At 46.3% G+C, this 15464-nt stretch carries 18 protein-coding genes; 17 read left to right on the forward strand and 1 reads right to left on the reverse strand.

What is annotated here, in order from left to right; translation table 11 throughout:
* The first annotated feature begins 58 nt into the window (after window positions 1-58).
* From fbp to JGK22_RS05940, 17 genes are all read left to right on the forward strand, one after another.
* On the forward strand, window positions 59-1132 hold the full coding sequence (gene fbp, locus JGK22_RS05865; protein WP_293174592.1) for a class 1 fructose-bisphosphatase: 1074 nt from the start codon (window positions 59-61) through the stop codon (window positions 1130-1132).
* 196 nt (window positions 1133-1328) lie between these two features.
* Window positions 1329-2480, forward strand: a complete 1152-nt coding sequence (tal, locus tag JGK22_RS05870) for a transaldolase (protein ID WP_293189719.1) — start codon at window positions 1329-1331, stop codon at window positions 2478-2480.
* A gap of 252 nt (window positions 2481-2732) precedes the next feature.
* The gene (locus JGK22_RS05875) at window positions 2733-3563 is read left to right on the forward strand and encodes a hypothetical protein (RefSeq protein ID WP_293195681.1); all 831 of its coding nucleotides are present in this window, start codon (window positions 2733-2735) and stop codon (window positions 3561-3563) included.
* The gene (zwf, locus tag JGK22_RS05880) at window positions 3564-5093 is read left to right on the forward strand and encodes a glucose-6-phosphate dehydrogenase (protein WP_293189723.1); all 1530 of its coding nucleotides are present in this window, start codon (window positions 3564-3566) and stop codon (window positions 5091-5093) included.
* A 299-nt stretch (window positions 5094-5392) separates the two neighbouring features.
* Window positions 5393-6757 (forward strand): glucose-6-phosphate dehydrogenase assembly protein OpcA, encoded by a 1365-nt coding sequence (opcA, locus tag JGK22_RS05885; protein WP_293174581.1) that lies wholly within the window; start codon window positions 5393-5395, stop codon window positions 6755-6757.
* Between the two features lie 244 nt (window positions 6758-7001).
* Window positions 7002-8519, forward strand: a complete 1518-nt coding sequence (locus JGK22_RS05890) for a cobyrinate a,c-diamide synthase (protein ID WP_293189725.1) — start codon at window positions 7002-7004, stop codon at window positions 8517-8519.
* 100 nt (window positions 8520-8619) lie between these two features.
* Complete coding sequence (locus tag JGK22_RS05895) at window positions 8620-9111, forward strand: ureidoglycolate lyase (RefSeq protein WP_293174575.1); 492 nt, start codon at window positions 8620-8622, stop codon at window positions 9109-9111.
* 135 nt (window positions 9112-9246) lie between these two features.
* A complete protein-coding gene (locus tag JGK22_RS33215) occupies window positions 9247-9537 on the forward strand; it encodes a hypothetical protein (RefSeq protein ID WP_366025102.1) in 291 nt (96 codons plus the stop codon).
* The gene (codA, locus tag JGK22_RS05900; RefSeq protein ID WP_366025104.1) at window positions 9492-10505 is read left to right on the forward strand and encodes a cytosine deaminase; all 1014 of its coding nucleotides are present in this window, start codon (window positions 9492-9494) and stop codon (window positions 10503-10505) included. Before JGK22_RS33215 ends, codA begins: the two co-directional genes overlap by 46 nt.
* Window positions 10506-10653: 148 nt before the next feature.
* A complete protein-coding gene (locus JGK22_RS05905; RefSeq protein WP_293174572.1) occupies window positions 10654-11094 on the forward strand; it encodes a KGK domain-containing protein in 441 nt (146 codons plus the stop codon).
* Window positions 11095-11113: 19 nt separating this feature from the next.
* The gene (locus JGK22_RS05910) at window positions 11114-11422 is read left to right on the forward strand and encodes a hypothetical protein (RefSeq protein ID WP_293174569.1); all 309 of its coding nucleotides are present in this window, start codon (window positions 11114-11116) and stop codon (window positions 11420-11422) included.
* Window positions 11423-11439: 17 nt separating this feature from the next.
* A complete protein-coding gene (locus JGK22_RS05915; protein ID WP_293312519.1) occupies window positions 11440-11892 on the forward strand; it encodes a hypothetical protein in 453 nt (150 codons plus the stop codon).
* 84 nt (window positions 11893-11976) lie between these two features.
* Complete coding sequence (locus tag JGK22_RS05920; protein WP_293174562.1) at window positions 11977-12285, forward strand: hypothetical protein; 309 nt, start codon at window positions 11977-11979, stop codon at window positions 12283-12285.
* Between the two features lie 11 nt (window positions 12286-12296).
* A complete protein-coding gene (locus JGK22_RS05925) occupies window positions 12297-12749 on the forward strand; it encodes a hypothetical protein (protein ID WP_293174559.1) in 453 nt (150 codons plus the stop codon).
* Between the two features lie 100 nt (window positions 12750-12849).
* Window positions 12850-13311, forward strand: a complete 462-nt coding sequence (locus JGK22_RS05930; protein ID WP_293174556.1) for a KGK domain-containing protein — start codon at window positions 12850-12852, stop codon at window positions 13309-13311.
* A 68-nt stretch (window positions 13312-13379) separates the two neighbouring features.
* Window positions 13380-13556 (forward strand): DUF4089 domain-containing protein, encoded by a 177-nt coding sequence (locus tag JGK22_RS05935; RefSeq protein WP_293174553.1) that lies wholly within the window; start codon window positions 13380-13382, stop codon window positions 13554-13556.
* Between the two features lie 14 nt (window positions 13557-13570).
* Window positions 13571-15034, forward strand: a complete 1464-nt coding sequence (locus JGK22_RS05940) for an AtzE family amidohydrolase (protein ID WP_293312521.1) — start codon at window positions 13571-13573, stop codon at window positions 15032-15034.
* An 8-nt stretch (window positions 15035-15042) separates the two neighbouring features.
* Here JGK22_RS05940 and rpsU read toward each other — a convergent pair whose 3' ends face one another.
* Window positions 15043-15237, reverse strand: coding sequence for a 30S ribosomal protein S21 (rpsU, locus tag JGK22_RS05945; RefSeq protein ID WP_006632476.1), 195 nt, complete (start codon window positions 15235-15237; stop codon window positions 15043-15045).
* Between the last annotated feature and the right edge of the window lie 227 nt (window positions 15238-15464).

The raw sequence follows: 15464 nt of genomic DNA on the forward strand, positions 1-15464 counted from the left end.
AGGAACACCTGAAAAATCCCAAACTAGCGAGCCACAAGACAGGGAGAACATCAAAATCATGGTAAACGCGCCGACAGGGGAAGCCCGCCTAGGCCAAACCGAGCAGGTACAAGCCTTAGACCGCGATTGTACGACTCTATCCCGTCATGTACTCCAGCAACTGCACAGCTTTTCAGCAGATGCTCAGGATTTGAGTGCCCTAATGAGTCGCATCGGATTGGCTGCAAAGTTGATCGCAAGGCGACTCAGCAGAGCCGGGTTAATGGAAGATGCTTTAGGGTTTACAGGGGCTGTAAACGTGCAGGGAGAATCTGTCAAAAAGATGGATATCTATGCTAATGAAGTGTTTATCTCGGTATTCCAGCAAAGTGGACTTGTCTGCCGCTTGGCTTCGGAGGAAATGGAAAAACCCTATTACATTCCTGAAAATTGTCCGATCGGGCGTTACAGTCTGCTCTACGATCCCATAGACGGTTCTTCCAATCTTGACATCAATCTCAATGTCGGCTCCATATTCAGCATCCGCAAGCAAGAGGGGGATGATGAAGACGGTTCTGCTGCCGATTTGCTCCAACACGGGCACAAACAAATCGCTGCCGGCTACGTGCTGTATGGGCCCAGTACCATGCTGGTTTATTCGATCGGGCAAGGCGTTCATTCATTTACCCTCGACCCCAGTTTAGGCGAGTTTATTCTATCAACCGAAAACATCAAGATTCCAGATAACGGCCCGATCTACAGTGTCAATGAAGGTAGCTTTTGGCAGTGGGAAGAATCTTATCGGGATTACATTCGCTACGTACATCGAAATCAAGGCTACACTGCTCGGTACGGCGGGGCTTTGGTGGGAGATTTTCACCGGATTTTATTTCAGGGAGGCGTGTTTTTGTATCCCGGAACCGTGAAAAACCCCGATGGCAAATTGCGTTTACTCTACGAGTCGGCTCCTTTGGCGTTTTTGATGGAGCAAGCCGGAGGGCGCGCTAGTACGGGTATTCAAGACATCTTGGACGTGGTGCCGACTAAAATTCACGAGCGCACGCCTTTGATTATTGGCAGTAAAGAAAATGTAGCGTTGGTTGAGTCTTTTATTAAAGAGCGATCGCGCAATCCCATAACACTTGAAGAGTGAAGTTAGTTGACAGTTGACAGTTGACAGTTGACAGTTGACAGTTGACAGTTGTCAATTGATAGTTGTTAGTTGTTAGTTATTAGACCGAAGTTGGAAGATAGTAAGAGGAAAAAAGGAAGAAGGAAGAAAGTTTTCACTGCCCATTACCAATTACCCATTACCCATTACCAATTATCCAAGTTTAGGAGTTAAATCAATGACGGACCAGACAAAGAATCACCTGTTAGAAATCAAAGAAATTGGCCAGAGCATCTGGATGGACAATTTGACCCGCAATCTGATCGAGTCCGGCGAACTCAAAAAGATGATTGAAAGTCGCGGGCTGCGCGGGATTACATCGAATCCGGCTATTTTTGAGAAGGCGATCGCGGGTAATGTCATTTACGACGCGGATATTGAAGCGGGCATCCGGGCTGGCAAATCTGTGCTAGAGATTTACGAATCTCTGGTATTTGCAGATATCCGCAACGCTTGCGACATCTTCGCCCCGGTTTACGCAGAGTCGAAGGGTTTGGACGGTTACATCAGTATCGAAGTGCCACCGACGATCGCGAATGACACAGAAAGTACAATTAGCGAAGCCTTGCGCTATTATCAGGCGATCGGCAAACCAAATGTGATGATCAAGATTCCGGGAACTGCTCAAGGATTGCCGGCAGTGGAACGAGTCATCAGCGAGGGGATTAACGTTAACGTGACTTTGCTGTTCTCTGTTGACAGCTACGTCGAAACTTTCTGGGCGTACATTCGCGGTTTGGAAGCGCGGGCAGCTAAGGGTTTGGATGTGAGCAACATCGCTTCTGTTGCCAGTTTCTTCTTGAGCCGGATCGACATCAATATTGACGGCAAGATTGACGAGAAACTCAAAAACGTCACAGATATTTCCACCAAAGCCAAACTGGAAGCAGTGAAGGGGAAAATTGCGATCGCCAATGCCAAGGTAGCTTACCAGAAGTATAAAGAGATCGTCGCGAGCGATCGTTGGCAAGCATTAGCAGCAAAGGGAGCCGAAGTGCAGCGACTGCTGTGGGCGAGTACCAGCACTAAAAACCCCAACTACAGCGATGTGATGTATGTGGATGAGCTAATCGGCCCCGATACGGTGAACACTTTGCCACCGAACACCGTTGAAGCTTGTTTCGATCACTGCGATGTCGCGCCCCGGATTGAGAATAACGTTGCAGAAGCTTACAGTCTGATCGAAAGTCTCAAAGATCCCGACATCGACATCAACTTGGACAAAGTGATGGAAGACTTGCTCCTGGACGGGATCGAGAAATTCGTCAGCCCCTTCCAATCCCTGATGGATTCCTTGGAAGAGAAAGTTAAGAGGCTCGCACCCGTATAGTTCGCCGATTTGGTATCGGTAAGGGCAGAAACTCTCAGGAGTCTGAACACATAATCGTTTTGGCTCCTGAATCCTGATTAAATGCTCGTCCCCAATTATTGACGCGACTGAGATTATGGAAAATTTGTGTACGAACGTACACAATTCCCTTGTCAAAGAATATTTTGTGTACGAACGTACACAATTCCCTTGTCAAAGAATATCAAGTCCGCAAATTCCTGATTTTTCATACCTGACTGCTAAAGAAGTGTTATGTTAACTCCCCATACCATTCAACAAAGCGAGGAAGTCAACGCCCAACTGGATATCGCTGAACGGGCGAGGCTTCAACAACTCGAATCGATCGTAGAACAAGGACTTCATACTTTTTACGAAGTTGGCAAAGCCCTTGAGGAAATTCGGGAACAAAAACTGTACCGGGAAACCCACAAGAATTTTGAGGCTTATTGCCACGAAAAGTGGGGAATCACGAAACGAAGAGCTTATCAGTTCATTGACGCGGCTGAGATTATGGAAAATTTGTGTACGAACGTACACAATTCCCTTGTTAAAGAATATCAAATCCGCCCATTAAAGGGATTGCCCCCCGAGGTACAGCTAGAAATTTGGCAAGAAGCAGTAGAGTCATCGCCCAACGGGATTCCTACTGGTGCAGCAGTTCAGCGTTTGGTTGAACAGCGATTTCCATCGCTAGGAAGCGGGCGAACTCCCAAGGATACTGCTTCAGAATTGGAAAAATTGCGATCGGACAATCAACGCCTCAGACAGCAAATCCGAGAGCAAAACAGAGAGAGGGATCGGCGTGCTGCTGCTGTGGCGTTGGAAATGGAGCAACTTCGAGCCGAAAACAGGCAGCTAAAAGCTGAACTGCGACAACGAGATAAAGATTGGGAAGTTCGACTAGCTGCTGAAAGGGTTAAAATCCGGGCGGAAGTTATAGCGGAACTCAGAGAGGAAATCCGGGCGGAAGTCAAAGCCGAATATGAAGGGCAGATCAACTCTCTGACCCAGCAATTAGCAGAAATGACGGCAAATTATCATGCTGTACTGGCAAGATTAACAGCACTAGAACAAGGAAAATAAATGGTAACGATACTTGAAAATCCACTGCGGGTTGGTTTGCGAAAAGAACGGATGCCGGAACCGCAAATTCTGGTGATATTTGGAGCTTCCGGCGATCTCACCCAGCGCAAACTGGTACCAGCAATTTATCAGATGAAGCTCGATCGGCGTTTACCACCAGAAACTACCGTCGTGGGTGTGGCCCGCCGTCCCTGGAGTCACGATTACTTCCGAGAACAAATGCGGGAAGGCATCGAAGAATTTGGCGGCGGTATTAGCAATGAGGAATTGTGGCAAGATTTCGCCAAAGGTTTGTACTACTGTCCCGGCGACATTGATAACCCCGAAAGCTATCAAAAACTCAAAGCTTTCTTAGCCGAACTCGATGAAGAAAGGAGAACCCGCGGCAATCACATCTTTTATCTGTCCGTTTCTCCGAACTTTTTCCCAGAAGCAATTCGGCAACTGGGCGCAGCTCAAATGCTTGCCGATCCAATAAAACATCGCTTGGTAATTGAAAAACCCTTCGGCCGCGACTTGAGTTCGGCAAAAGCTCTCAACCGTGTGGTGCAGCAGGTTTGCCAAGAACAGCAAGTTTACCGGATCGACCACTATTTGGGTAAAGAAACGGTTCAAAATTTGATGGTGTTCCGGTTTGCGAACGCGATTTTTGAACCGCTGTGGAACAGGCAATTTGTGGATCACGTACAAATTACGGTTGCAGAAACTGTGGGCGTAGAAGACCGGGCCGGTTACTACGAATCCTCTGGGGCGTTGCGGGATATGCTGCAAAACCACTTGATGCAGATTTTCTGTCTGACGGCGATGGAACCGCCAAACTCCCTCGATGCTGACAGCATCCGCACCGAAAAGATGAAAGTTCTGCAAGCAACTCGCTTGGCGGATTTGAATAACTTAGAGTTTTCCGCGATTCGCGGTCAATATTCCGCAGGGTGGATGAAAGGCAAACCCGTGCCGGGTTATCACGAAGAACCGGGGGTTGCTCCCAACTCGACAACGCCGACTTTTGTGGCGATGAAGTTTATGATTGACAACTGGCGATGGCAGGGAGTGCCTTTCTACCTGCGGACTGGTAAGCGGTTGCCGAAAAAAGTTAGCGAAATTGCAATTCAGTTTCGGGAAGTGCCGCTGTTAATTTTTCAGTCGGCGGCCCAACAAACTACTCCTAACGTTTTGACGATGCGGGTGCATCCCAATGAGGGGATTTCGCTGAGGTTTGAGGCGAAAATGCCGGGGCCAGATTTGCGGACGCGGACGGTGGATATGGATTTTAGTTATGGTGCTTCGTTTGGGGTGACATCTTCGGATGCTTACGATCGCCTGTTGATTGATTGTATGCTGGGCGACCAAACTTTGTTTACCCGTTCTGATGAAGTGGAAGAAGCTTGGCGGGTGGTAACTCCGGCGCTGATGGCTTGGGAATCTTCCAACGACCAAAGTTTGGTTCCTAAATATGAAGCTGGTACTTGGGAACCGGCAGAAGCAGAATTAATGATTAACAGAGACGGCCGCAAGTGGCGACGACTTTAAAAGTCAATTGTCAGTTGTCAGTTGTCAGTTGTCAGTTGTCAGTTGTTAGTTGTTAGTTGTTAGTTGTTAGTTGTCATTAGGTAAGAGTTGCTAACTTAAGAATCATCAAGGACTAATTTAGTAATCCTAATGTTCGGGAACTCTTGCGTGATAGCAGTTGTGACCAATGACCAATGACCAATGACCAATGACCAATGACCAATGACCAATGTCCGATGCCCGATGCCCGATGCCCGATGCCCAATGACCAATAACCAATAACCAATAACCAATAACCAATAAGAAAGGAGAAAAAACCGATGACGATGACACCGATGAAAGCTCCGCCTCTGGTTTCGCTGCAAAACCCTAAAGATGTGTCGATCGACCAAATAGAGGCAGAACTGAGTAAAATCTGGGAAAGTTACAGAGAATCAGGATCGAAGGGCGATTTTCCGATCGCGACTAGGGCAGCAACTTTTACTTTTGTCGTGTACGAACCGGAAGAAACCCAGCAATTATTGGCGGATCTGGGATTTTATGACGGGCCTGTCGATGGTATTAGCGGGCCGATGACGGCATCTAGCATCAGGGCTGCTCAAAAAGCTTACGGAATGCCCAGAAGTGGCAAACCTAGCGCTGAATTGTTGGCGATGTTGCGCGAAGAAGTGGCTCGCAAAAATGCCAAGGGAGAGCTTTTGGGTTCGAGTGGCTTGGGTTCCGGGGGTTCGGGGGTGGCTGATGCGATCGTAGCTGCGAATCCCTGCCGGATTATTGCTCTGTGCCCGACGGCGGGAGAAGATACGGGCGTGCAGGCTCAAGTGGCTGCTTACTGTCCGGTGCACAAGCGCGGCAGCGGCAATCTGATCTGCTGCGAGTATATTACGCTGCGGGGTACGGAAGCTGCTCTGGAACGGGTGAGCGCGATCGTGACAGCGCTGACGATCGCGGATTTGCCGACTTTGTTATGGTGGAAAGCGAATCCCGATGCCGATCGAGGTTTGTTCCAGCGGCTGGCGGCAACTAGCAGTTCTGTGATTATCGACTCTAGCAGTTTTGCCGAGTCTGAAGCGGAATTGCTGTTGATGCAAAGTCTGATCGAGGAAGGAATTCCGATCGCGGATTTGAATTGGCGCAGGCTGGCGGCGTGGCAGGAGTTGGCTGCCGAGGCCTTCGATCCGCCGGAACGTAGGGCGGCAATTCGGGAGATCGATCGAGTGACGATCGATTACGAACAAGGCAATTCTACTCAAGCGCTGATGTATTTGGGCTGGCTGGCGAGCCGGCTTCAGTGGCGTCCGGTTGCTTTCAAGCAAGAAGAGGGCGATTACCAAATTAAGCGCATTAAATTCGCAGGTGCGGACGAACGGGTTGTAGAAGCCGAGTTAGCTGCGATTCCGATTGCCGATACGGGCGATGTCCCCGGCGATTTAATTGCTCTGCGTTTAAATTCTACGAACGAGAAAGCGGCCTGCGGTACGGTTCTGTGTTCGGAAACGGGGGGCTGTATGCGGATGGAAATGAAGGGAGGCGCTCAAACCGATCGATTTAACCAGGTGACTCCTCTGTTCGATCAGGTGACGGAACAGTTGCTGGGCCAGCACTTGCAGAGTTGGGGCCGGGATATGCTGTACGAGGAAAGTTTGGCGGTGACGGCTCAAATGCTGAAGTTGGCTAAGAGGTAAAGAGAAGTTCGGCAACGGATGCAAGTAACGGATGTAACGGATGTAACGGATAGAATAAGGAAGAAGGAATTGAGTTAATATAAAGTAGAGCAGGCAATGTCTGCTCTACTTTATATTCTTCTTTCTTTCTTCGCGTTCTTCGTGTCTTCGCGGTTCGTTAAAGCATTATTTAATAGATGAGAGAGCTACACTCATAACTTTATCAACTATCTGTTTTCAGTATTTATTGTAACTAACTAGAACTATGGCTTTAGTAATTGCTGGCGAACGAAGCGGGGCAGGAAAGACTACTGTAACGATCGCCCTTTTAGCTTATTTAATCCGCCGCGGCTTGAACGTGCAATCTTTTAAGGTCGGCCCTGACTACATTGACCCGATGTTTCATGCTTTTGTGACTGGCCGCCCCTGTCGGAATTTAGACCCGGTTTTAACGTCTGAATCTTATGTAAAAAAGTGTTTTTCCCGCCACATTCAAGATGTCGATTGTGCTTTGGTTGAAGGGGTAATGGGTTTATTTGATGGGGTTTCTCCAAAGAAGGAAGAAGGAAGAAGGAAGAGGGAAGAGGGAAGAGAGAAGAGGGAAGAAGAACAAAATTATCCTATTTCCTTTGCTTCTACGGCTCATGTTGCTTATTTGTTGAATTTGCCGATATTGTTTGTGATAGATTGCAGCCGGCTTTCTGGTTCTGTGGCTGCGATCGCCCACGGTTTTCGTTCTTTTAACCCAAATCTTAAGTTCGCGGGTTTGGTGCTCAATCGGGTGGCGAGCGATCGACATTTGGATCTGCTGACAGATGCTCTGGAACCGCTCAATTTACCGATTTTAGGAGTTTTGCGTAGGGATGAGGCTGTGACGATTCCCGATCGGCATTTGGGTTTGATTCCGGCCGAGGAGTTGCCGCATCTTCACGGTGCGATCGATAAATTGGCTGATTTGGCTGCTGTTAGTTTTGACTGGGAGCAACTTTTACCTTTATTGGCTGCAACTCCTCATGGGGGGGGTGAGGGGTCTGAGCAACTTTTGGGTAGATACAGTCTCCCTTACTCAATTGTAACTAAAAAAGATGATGTTGTCAACTGTTTGGAAAAAAAGTTTTCGGTGAGGATTGCAGTTGCGCGCGATCGGGCTTTTAATTTTTACTATCAGGACAATCTTGATTTGCTGGAAGAGTTGGGCGCCGAGTTGGTATTTTGGAGTCCGTTGGATGACTCGGTTTTTCCTGAGAATGTGCAGGGGTTGTATTTTGGCGGTGGTTTTCCCGAAGTGTTTGCTGGGGAATTAAGCGGTAATGTTTTAATTCGGGATGCTGTCAGAAGTGCGATTTTTTCGGGAATGCCGACTTATGCGGAGTGCGGCGGTTTGATGTACTTGTGCGATTCGATTGTAGACTTCGACGGGAATTCTTGGCAAGGAGTGGGAGTTTTGCCGGCTGTGGCTGCGATGGGAAAGCGTTTGACTCTGGGATATCGAGAAGCTGTGGCGGTGGGAGATAGTTTGGTGTTAACTGCGGGGGATGTGGTTTGGGGACATGAGTTTCATCGATCGCATTTAACAGTGGAACCAACTAATCCAATTTATCACAGTTGGAGGTACGGCAAACGGGGAGAAGTTGAGGCGGTTGCTGAAGGTTGGGGGGTTTATGGGGTGCACGCTGCTTATTTGCATTTGCACTGGGGTGCGAACCCTGATATTGCGGTTCGTTTTTTGCAGCAGTGTTCTAATTTTGATTGTAAGGGTGTTTTGGGCGATCGAGTGAATTAGATTTTTTTAACCGCAGAGGGCGCAGAGGGCGCAGAGAAGAGAGATAGAGGAGTATTTGTATTATGTTTTTGATGAAATGAGTGAGGAGGTGTTGGGATTTATGAGTACATCAGTTTCAATGAAGCAATTGCCGGCACAATGGATAACATCGGAGAATTTTCGGAGTTACGGTCAAGTTATTTCTGCGAGTTTTGATGGCAAGTCTTTTGATGATGAGGATGCTAAGTTAAATTTGCAAAATGGCATTCCTAGATTTTACATTATGCGGTTGCACGAGAAGGGTCGCAAGTTTGGTAAAATTACGCGGCACGTTGAATGTACTCAGTGTTTGGGTTCTCTGGAAGGGAAGGATTGGTTGATGGCTGTTGCGCCTCCTGGGGATAGCGATCGACCTAGTTTGGAGGATATTGTTGCTTTTCGGATTCCGGGTGATTGTTTTATTAAGTTAGATGTGGGGACTTGGCACGCGGGGCCTTATTTTGATGCTGATTTTGTGGATTTTTATAATCTGGAGTTGAGCGATACTAATGTGGTTGACCATTTTAGCTTTGATTTGGTGAAGCATCACAATCTGGAGTTTGAGATTGTCTAATGTTGGTGATTTGTCGTTGCGCTTTCTTCCTGGTGATTATTTTTCGTTATGGGTTGTTTTTTTGAGTAAGATTTTTTGACCGCAGAGGGCGCAGAGGGCACAGAGGAAGAGATGGAAGAGAAAGAAATAAATAGGATGTGTGAACAAAAGTATAGCATGGTTCTGCGCCGATGTCGTTTGTTGGGTGCGGGCGATCGCGAAACGGTGGATATTGCGATCGAGGATGATACAATAGTTGCGGTATCGCCGCGCATCTCTGGACTGGGCGAACAGGAAATCGACATTCAAGGGAAATTAGTTAGTCCTCCGTTTGTGGAGTCGCACATTCATCTCGATTCTGCTTTGACTGCGGGGAACCGCGATGGAATCAAAGCGGCACTTTGTTTGAGGGAATTCAAATTTGGGGTGAACGCAAGCAAGGTTTAACTCTGGATGATGTCAAAAAACGGGCGATTGAAACTTTAAGGTTGCAAGCATCTCAAGGGATTTTGTTTGTCAGGAGTCACGCTGATGTTAGCGAACCGACGCTGACTGCTTTGCAAGGACTTTTGGAAGTACGAGAAGAAGTCAAAGATTGGATGACTTTGCAAGTTGTGGCTTTTCCGCAAGACGGGATTTACGGGAGTCCTGAAAACGACAAACTTTTAGAAAAAGCTCTCGATATGGGTGCGGATGCTGTGGGTGGAATTCCCCATTATGAGTTAACGCGGGAAGATGGAGTTAAGTCGGTTCACCGCATATTTGAACTTGCGGAAAAATACAATAAATTAATAGATGTCCACTGCGATGAAATTGATGACGAACAGTCGAGATTTTTGGAGGTAGTGGCAGCTTGTGCGATTAGAACAGGTGCGGGTTCGCGGGTGACTGCTAGCCACACGACGGCTTTCGGTTCTTACAATAATGCCTATGCGTTTAAGCTGATGGGAATTTTGCAAAAATCGCACATCAATTTTATTGCCAATCCTTTGATTAATATCACATTGCAAGGCCGCGCGGATACTTATCCGAAACGTCGCGGAGTGACGCGGGTTAAGGAGTTATGGCAGCATGGTTTGAATGTCAGTTTTGGACACGACTGCGTGCAAGATCCGTGGTACAGTTTGGGTACGGGAAATATGTTAGATGTGGCTCACATGGCGGTTCATGTTTGTCAGATGACGGGAATGGCTGAGATTGCAGCTTGTTTTAATATGGTCACTGTCAACGGTGCTAAAACTCTCTATCTGGGAGATGATAATTATGGGATAGATGCGGGGAAACCTGCAAATTTGATTGTGTTGGATGCTGAGGATTGTTATGATGCAATTAGGAGGCGCGCTGCGGTTCGGTATGTGATTTCGCGGGGTAAGTTGCTAGCGGAAACTGTCCCAGCAAAAACTTGTTTTTTCTGACTGTCAACTTGCGGTTTTTTTTAGTAGTGCGCTGTACAAACAACAACTTTATCGATATAAAATATCAAGGGTTTTAGCTGGAAAAGCAACCTTGACTAATATCGTAAAAAATGATAGCTTTTAGATAAAATTAATCCTTCAAACACATATGAACGCTAAGTTTCAAGACCTAGAGTGCGATACAGATATTTTGCTTATAGAGAAAGATACTTTTACAGTTGAAAGATTTAAAGACCTAATGCGACAGAAGCTTGCTAAAAACCTTAATGAAATAATACCCAACTCGCGAGAGGTAAGAATGTTTTTTAAATTGTTTTATGATTGCTCTATTGGTGAACTAGATCTAAAAGTAGATAAAGGTCAATGGATTTTTCCTCCTGCAGGAATGACCTGTCAGCTTCTCAAAATCGGTTCCCAAGCTTGGCAAAAAGGTAAGCTAAGAGTAAAAGCCTATTTAAAATTTAATTTCTCTAGCGTGGAAGTGCAAATAAGTTGTGATTTTTGTCCTGATGAACCTGCCGAACCAGAATCTATTCTAGATGACATCCGCCAATCTGAAGAGTACAAAAAACTCGCTAATAACAACTGACCTCTGAAACTGCTAAACTATGAGTCAAGGTGCTATTCCCGATGAGAGTCCGAGAAACTTGCCAGAGCAACTGCTTCTGCAAGATGCAGTTGCTGGAAATAGCAAAGGTATTCAAGGCGGAGTGAATAATATGCTGGGAGATGCTCCCAGACTTGTGGCAATCTATGGTGGATATCCTGAACATTGGTATAAAATGACCAGCATTCAGTCTTTTATGATTGATGGAGCGTCTGTACAAGTTCATTGGTTTCGGAATAGTCAGACTCAGGAAAATGTAGAGTACAAGTTCAAACGTCAGTACCCGAAAATAGCTCCCAAGAATCTGTAATTAGGAAAGAAAAAAATATGATAATTCGCTGTATCGCTAATACAGGTGCATTGCTTCCTGATGATTACATAGAACCTACTATAGGTTACACAAGACAACTACAGTTCTCATTAACGGTAGGTCGTGAATATGTTGTTTATGCTTTTAGAGAATGGCGGGGAACTATTTGGTATTATATCTGCGATGATAATTACAGCTATTATCCCATGCAGAATCCGGCGCCACTGTTTGAAGTGGTTGATGACAGAGTTTCTAAGTATTGGCGGTTTAAACTTTCGCCCAATGGATTCTTGATGATAGCATTTGAACAGTGGTTTACCGATCCTTATTTTTATGATAAGCTGACGGATCAGGAAGAGGCGGAGGTTGAGATTTTTGATAAGGTTAAGGAATTGATGGATGCTGAGAATTTTGATTTGCCTCCCTTAGATGTCGCCGTTGAAAAATTGCGGGAAGCTGTCAGTGTTTGAGTTGAGAAAGAGAGAAGTTCAATTTAGTCTTTTTCGTGTGATTCACATACTTTTTCAACAAATGACATCGGAAACTGTTAAACTATGAAGCAAGGTGCTATTCCCGATGAGAGTCCGAGAAATTTACTAGAGCAACTGCTACTGCAAGATGCTAAAGCTGGTAATTGTAGAGCCATTCAGGGCGGATCTGACGATATACTAGGGGATGTTTCCAGACTGGTTGCCCTCTATGGAGGTAATCCCGAAGACTGGTACAAAATAACCAGCATTCAGGCTTTTGTAATTAATGGAGCTTCCGTACAAGTGCACTGGTTTGAAAACAGGGAAATTTTGCAACAAGTTGAATTAAAGTTTAAACGACAATATCCTAAAATAGCCCCTAAGAATTTATAGGTATACAAGTTATGATTGTTCGCTGTATTGCTAATACTGGAGAACTTCTACCGGAAAATTATATTGATCCTGCCCGAGGTTATACTAAAAAGGTTGAATTGCCGTTGACAGTTGGCAAGGAATATGTTGTTTATGCAATCCGATCGTGGCAGGGAAGAGTTTGGTACTATATTTGTGATGATAATTACACCTATTATCCCATACAGACTCCGGCACCGCTGTTTGAAGTAGTTGATAACCGAGTTTCTAAGTATTGGCAGTTTATGCTTGAGCCGAATGGGGTGTTAAGGTTTGCTTTTGAGCAGTGGTTTACTGACGCTTATTTTTATGATAAGCTGACAGACCAAGAAGAGGCGGAGGTGGAAATTTTTGATAAGGTTAAGGAATTGATGGATGCTGAGGTTTTTGATTTGCCTCCCTTAGATGTCGCCGTTGAGAAGTTGCGGGAAACTGTCAGTGTTTGAGTTGGGGAAAGTACGAGAGTAAATTGATTTTGTTAACCAGATTGACTAAGATAGCTTGAAATGGTATAAAATATCAAAGAGCAGAAATTGGTAAAATAAAATGGAAGAAAAAGTTAAAATCAATACAAGCTATGAGACACTAGACGGCGAAGATGATGTTTTGTTATTGGGGAAAGCTACTTTTACTGTTCGTCACTTGAAAGAGCTAACAGCTAGCAAGTTTTACAAGATAATGGTTCAGACTTATATAGCAGAAACTAACAAGCGTGAGCAGTCGATAATTCAGTGGATACAATATCTGTCGATTAACGAAGAAACAAAAATTATGGGAGGGGATATAAACTGGAAATCGCCTCAAGAAGGAATTGATTGTCAAATTCTAAAAATTGGTTCTAAGGGTTGGCAAAAAGGAAAGCTTAAGATAGAAGTCAATGCAACTTTGCAGTCTTGGAAAACGCAGACATCCATAAAGTTTTGTCCTGATGAACCACCAGAGCCAAAATCACCTTTAGATGATATCCGACAATCCGAGGAATACAAAAAACTGAGCGATAATAAATGACAGCCCGATCGCCATTACAATAAAATAATCGATCGCACCCCGCCGCACTGATAAGGGAAAATAGAAAAATGACAAATATAGAAGAATATGTCGATCGCACCGCTGAACTGATAAACTTACCCATCAAACCGGAACATCGCCCCGGCGTTGTGGTAAACTTCGAGAGGATAGTGCAGATCGCCCGACTCGTTACAGAATTCCCCTTACCCCCAGAAATCGAAGCTGCACCAGTGTTTGAACCTTAGATTTTTTACCGCCGATGAACGCAGATGAAGCCAAATTTTTAGCAGGAGCGGATGCAGTCGCTACAGCATCCGCTGTTAAAAGTGGTAAAATTGCAGCGACAGCGGTTGTAAATGCTGCTTTAGAACGAATTGCCGATCGAGATAAAACACTCAATTGCTTTACTGCCATCACCGCAGAAAGTGCGATCGCAGCAGCCGAAAAGATAGATAATGCGATCGCGCGCAACGAAAACCCAGGCCCTTTAGCAGGCGTTCCCTTCGCGGTCAAAAACTTGTTCGATGTCAGCGGAATTACCACTCTAGCAGGGTCAAAAATCAACGCTGACAACCCTCCGGCGAGCCAAGACGCGGCGGGGGTCGCCCGACTCAGACAAGCCGGGGCTGTGCTTGTAGGCACGCTCAACATGGATGAGTACGCCTACGGTTTCGTCACCGAAAACAGCCATTACGGCCCAACTCGCAATCCTCACGATACTGCGCGCATCGCCGGCGGTTCCAGCGGCGGTTCCGCAGCAGCAGTGGCCGCCGGTTTAGTACCCTTCACCCTCGGTTCCGATACTAACGGTTCCATCCGCGTACCCGCTGCTTTGTGCGGTGTGTTTGGCTTTAAGCCTACTTACGGCCGTTTGTCAAGGGCCGGTGCTTTTTTGTTTTCGAGTAGTTTGGATTGCGTGGGGCCGTTCGGGCGATCGCTCCGAGACATCGCGCTACTGTATGATATCCTGCAAGGCCCAGATTCTCGCGATCCAGTTTGCACTCAACGCCCGCCAGAACTTACCTCGCCACAGTTAAATACAGGAATTGAAGGATTGCGAATTGCTTTTGCTGACGGCTATTTCGCTACTGGGGCCGAACCGGAAGCTATGGATGCTGTAGAAATAGTTGCCCGAACCTTGACAAATGTCTTGAATTGTGGTATTGAGACGGAAACAACAACAACAAACCCCCGAAAAATCGGGGGGCTTGCAACTGTCAGCATACCGGAATCCGATCGCGCGAGGGCGGCAGCGTTTATAATAACTGCTTGCGAGGGTGGAAACTTGCATTTGGAGAATTTGCGGACGCGCCCTCAAGACTTCGATCCCGCCACGCGCGATCGTTTTTTGGCTGGAACCCTGATTCCTGCGACATGGTACGTGCAAGCACAGAGATTCAGACAGTGGTATCGGTCTCAAATTCGTGCAATATTCCAACATACAGATATCATTCTCGCACCCGCCACGCCGATCGCAGCTCCTGAAATTGGCGTCGAGAAAATGGTCATCGCCGGACAAGAAACAAGAGTGCGTCCTAATCTGGGACTGTTCACCCAACCCCTATCATTTATAGGCTTGCCGGTGCTTTGCGTGCCCGTACAGCGGCCCGGCGCTTTGCCCTTGGGGGTACAAATTATTGGTGCTCCCTACAGCGAAGCGGTGATTCTCCGAGTCGCTGCGGTACTAGAATCGCAAGGCATTATATGTGCCGAATCAATTTAGTGCTAGTTCTAGGGTTTGTTGTTGCGGTGGAAGCGTCTCTTAGTCCTTCTAGCAATAGCTTTGCGCTTCTGCTTTTCGAGGGGGGTTTCAAAGTGGCGGTGCTTTCTCATGTCGGGAAAAATTCCCGCTTTGGAAACTTGTCGCTTAAACCGTCGTAGGGCTGACTCAATCCCTTCATTTTCGCCGATTACAACTTGGGTCATTCTTTCTCCTTTGGTTCGTTAGATCAAGTTTTATCATATCAAGATTTCTGGCGGCGCGACCTGTTGGATGTCGGGCGATCGACCAAAACCCCAAAATTATACCAGAAAATAGGTTCTTCATTCAGTTGATAGTTGACAATTGACAGTTGACAGTTAATTGACAGTTGACAGTTGACTACTGACCAACTGACCAACGTATCCGCTCAATAAATCGGGGTAAATCGCTC

This window comes from Microcoleus sp. PH2017_08_TRC_O_A (genome assembly GCF_020738665.1).
Lineage (GTDB): Bacteria > Cyanobacteriota > Cyanobacteriia > Cyanobacteriales > Microcoleaceae > Microcoleus.

Coding starts and splice junctions, on each gene's coding strand:
- JGK22_RS05925 (WP_293174559.1), top strand. CDS start 12,297: ATGATTGTTCGCTGTATTGCTAATACTGGAGAACTTCTACCGGAAAAT.
- rpsU (WP_006632476.1), bottom strand. CDS start 15,237: ATGACCCAAGTTGTAATCGGCGAAAATGAAGGGATTGAGTCAGCCCTA.
- JGK22_RS05920 (WP_293174562.1), top strand. CDS start 11,977: ATGAAGCAAGGTGCTATTCCCGATGAGAGTCCGAGAAATTTACTAGAG.
- JGK22_RS05915 (WP_293312519.1), top strand. CDS start 11,440: ATGATAATTCGCTGTATCGCTAATACAGGTGCATTGCTTCCTGATGAT.
- JGK22_RS05935 (WP_293174553.1), top strand. CDS start 13,380: ATGACAAATATAGAAGAATATGTCGATCGCACCGCTGAACTGATAAAC.
- JGK22_RS05890 (WP_293189725.1), top strand. CDS start 7,002: ATGGCTTTAGTAATTGCTGGCGAACGAAGCGGGGCAGGAAAGACTACT.
- zwf (WP_293189723.1), top strand. CDS start 3,564: ATGGTAACGATACTTGAAAATCCACTGCGGGTTGGTTTGCGAAAAGAA.
- fbp (WP_293174592.1), top strand. CDS start 59: ATGGTAAACGCGCCGACAGGGGAAGCCCGCCTAGGCCAAACCGAGCAG.
- JGK22_RS05895 (WP_293174575.1), top strand. CDS start 8,620: ATGAGTACATCAGTTTCAATGAAGCAATTGCCGGCACAATGGATAACA.
- JGK22_RS05875 (WP_293195681.1), top strand. CDS start 2,733: ATGTTAACTCCCCATACCATTCAACAAAGCGAGGAAGTCAACGCCCAA.
- tal (WP_293189719.1), top strand. CDS start 1,329: ATGACGGACCAGACAAAGAATCACCTGTTAGAAATCAAAGAAATTGGC.
- opcA (WP_293174581.1), top strand. CDS start 5,393: ATGACGATGACACCGATGAAAGCTCCGCCTCTGGTTTCGCTGCAAAAC.
- JGK22_RS05905 (WP_293174572.1), top strand. CDS start 10,654: ATGAACGCTAAGTTTCAAGACCTAGAGTGCGATACAGATATTTTGCTT.
- JGK22_RS05940 (WP_293312521.1), top strand. CDS start 13,571: ATGAACGCAGATGAAGCCAAATTTTTAGCAGGAGCGGATGCAGTCGCT.
- JGK22_RS05930 (WP_293174556.1), top strand. CDS start 12,850: ATGGAAGAAAAAGTTAAAATCAATACAAGCTATGAGACACTAGACGGC.
- JGK22_RS33215 (WP_366025102.1), top strand. CDS start 9,247: ATGTGTGAACAAAAGTATAGCATGGTTCTGCGCCGATGTCGTTTGTTG.
- JGK22_RS05910 (WP_293174569.1), top strand. CDS start 11,114: ATGAGTCAAGGTGCTATTCCCGATGAGAGTCCGAGAAACTTGCCAGAG.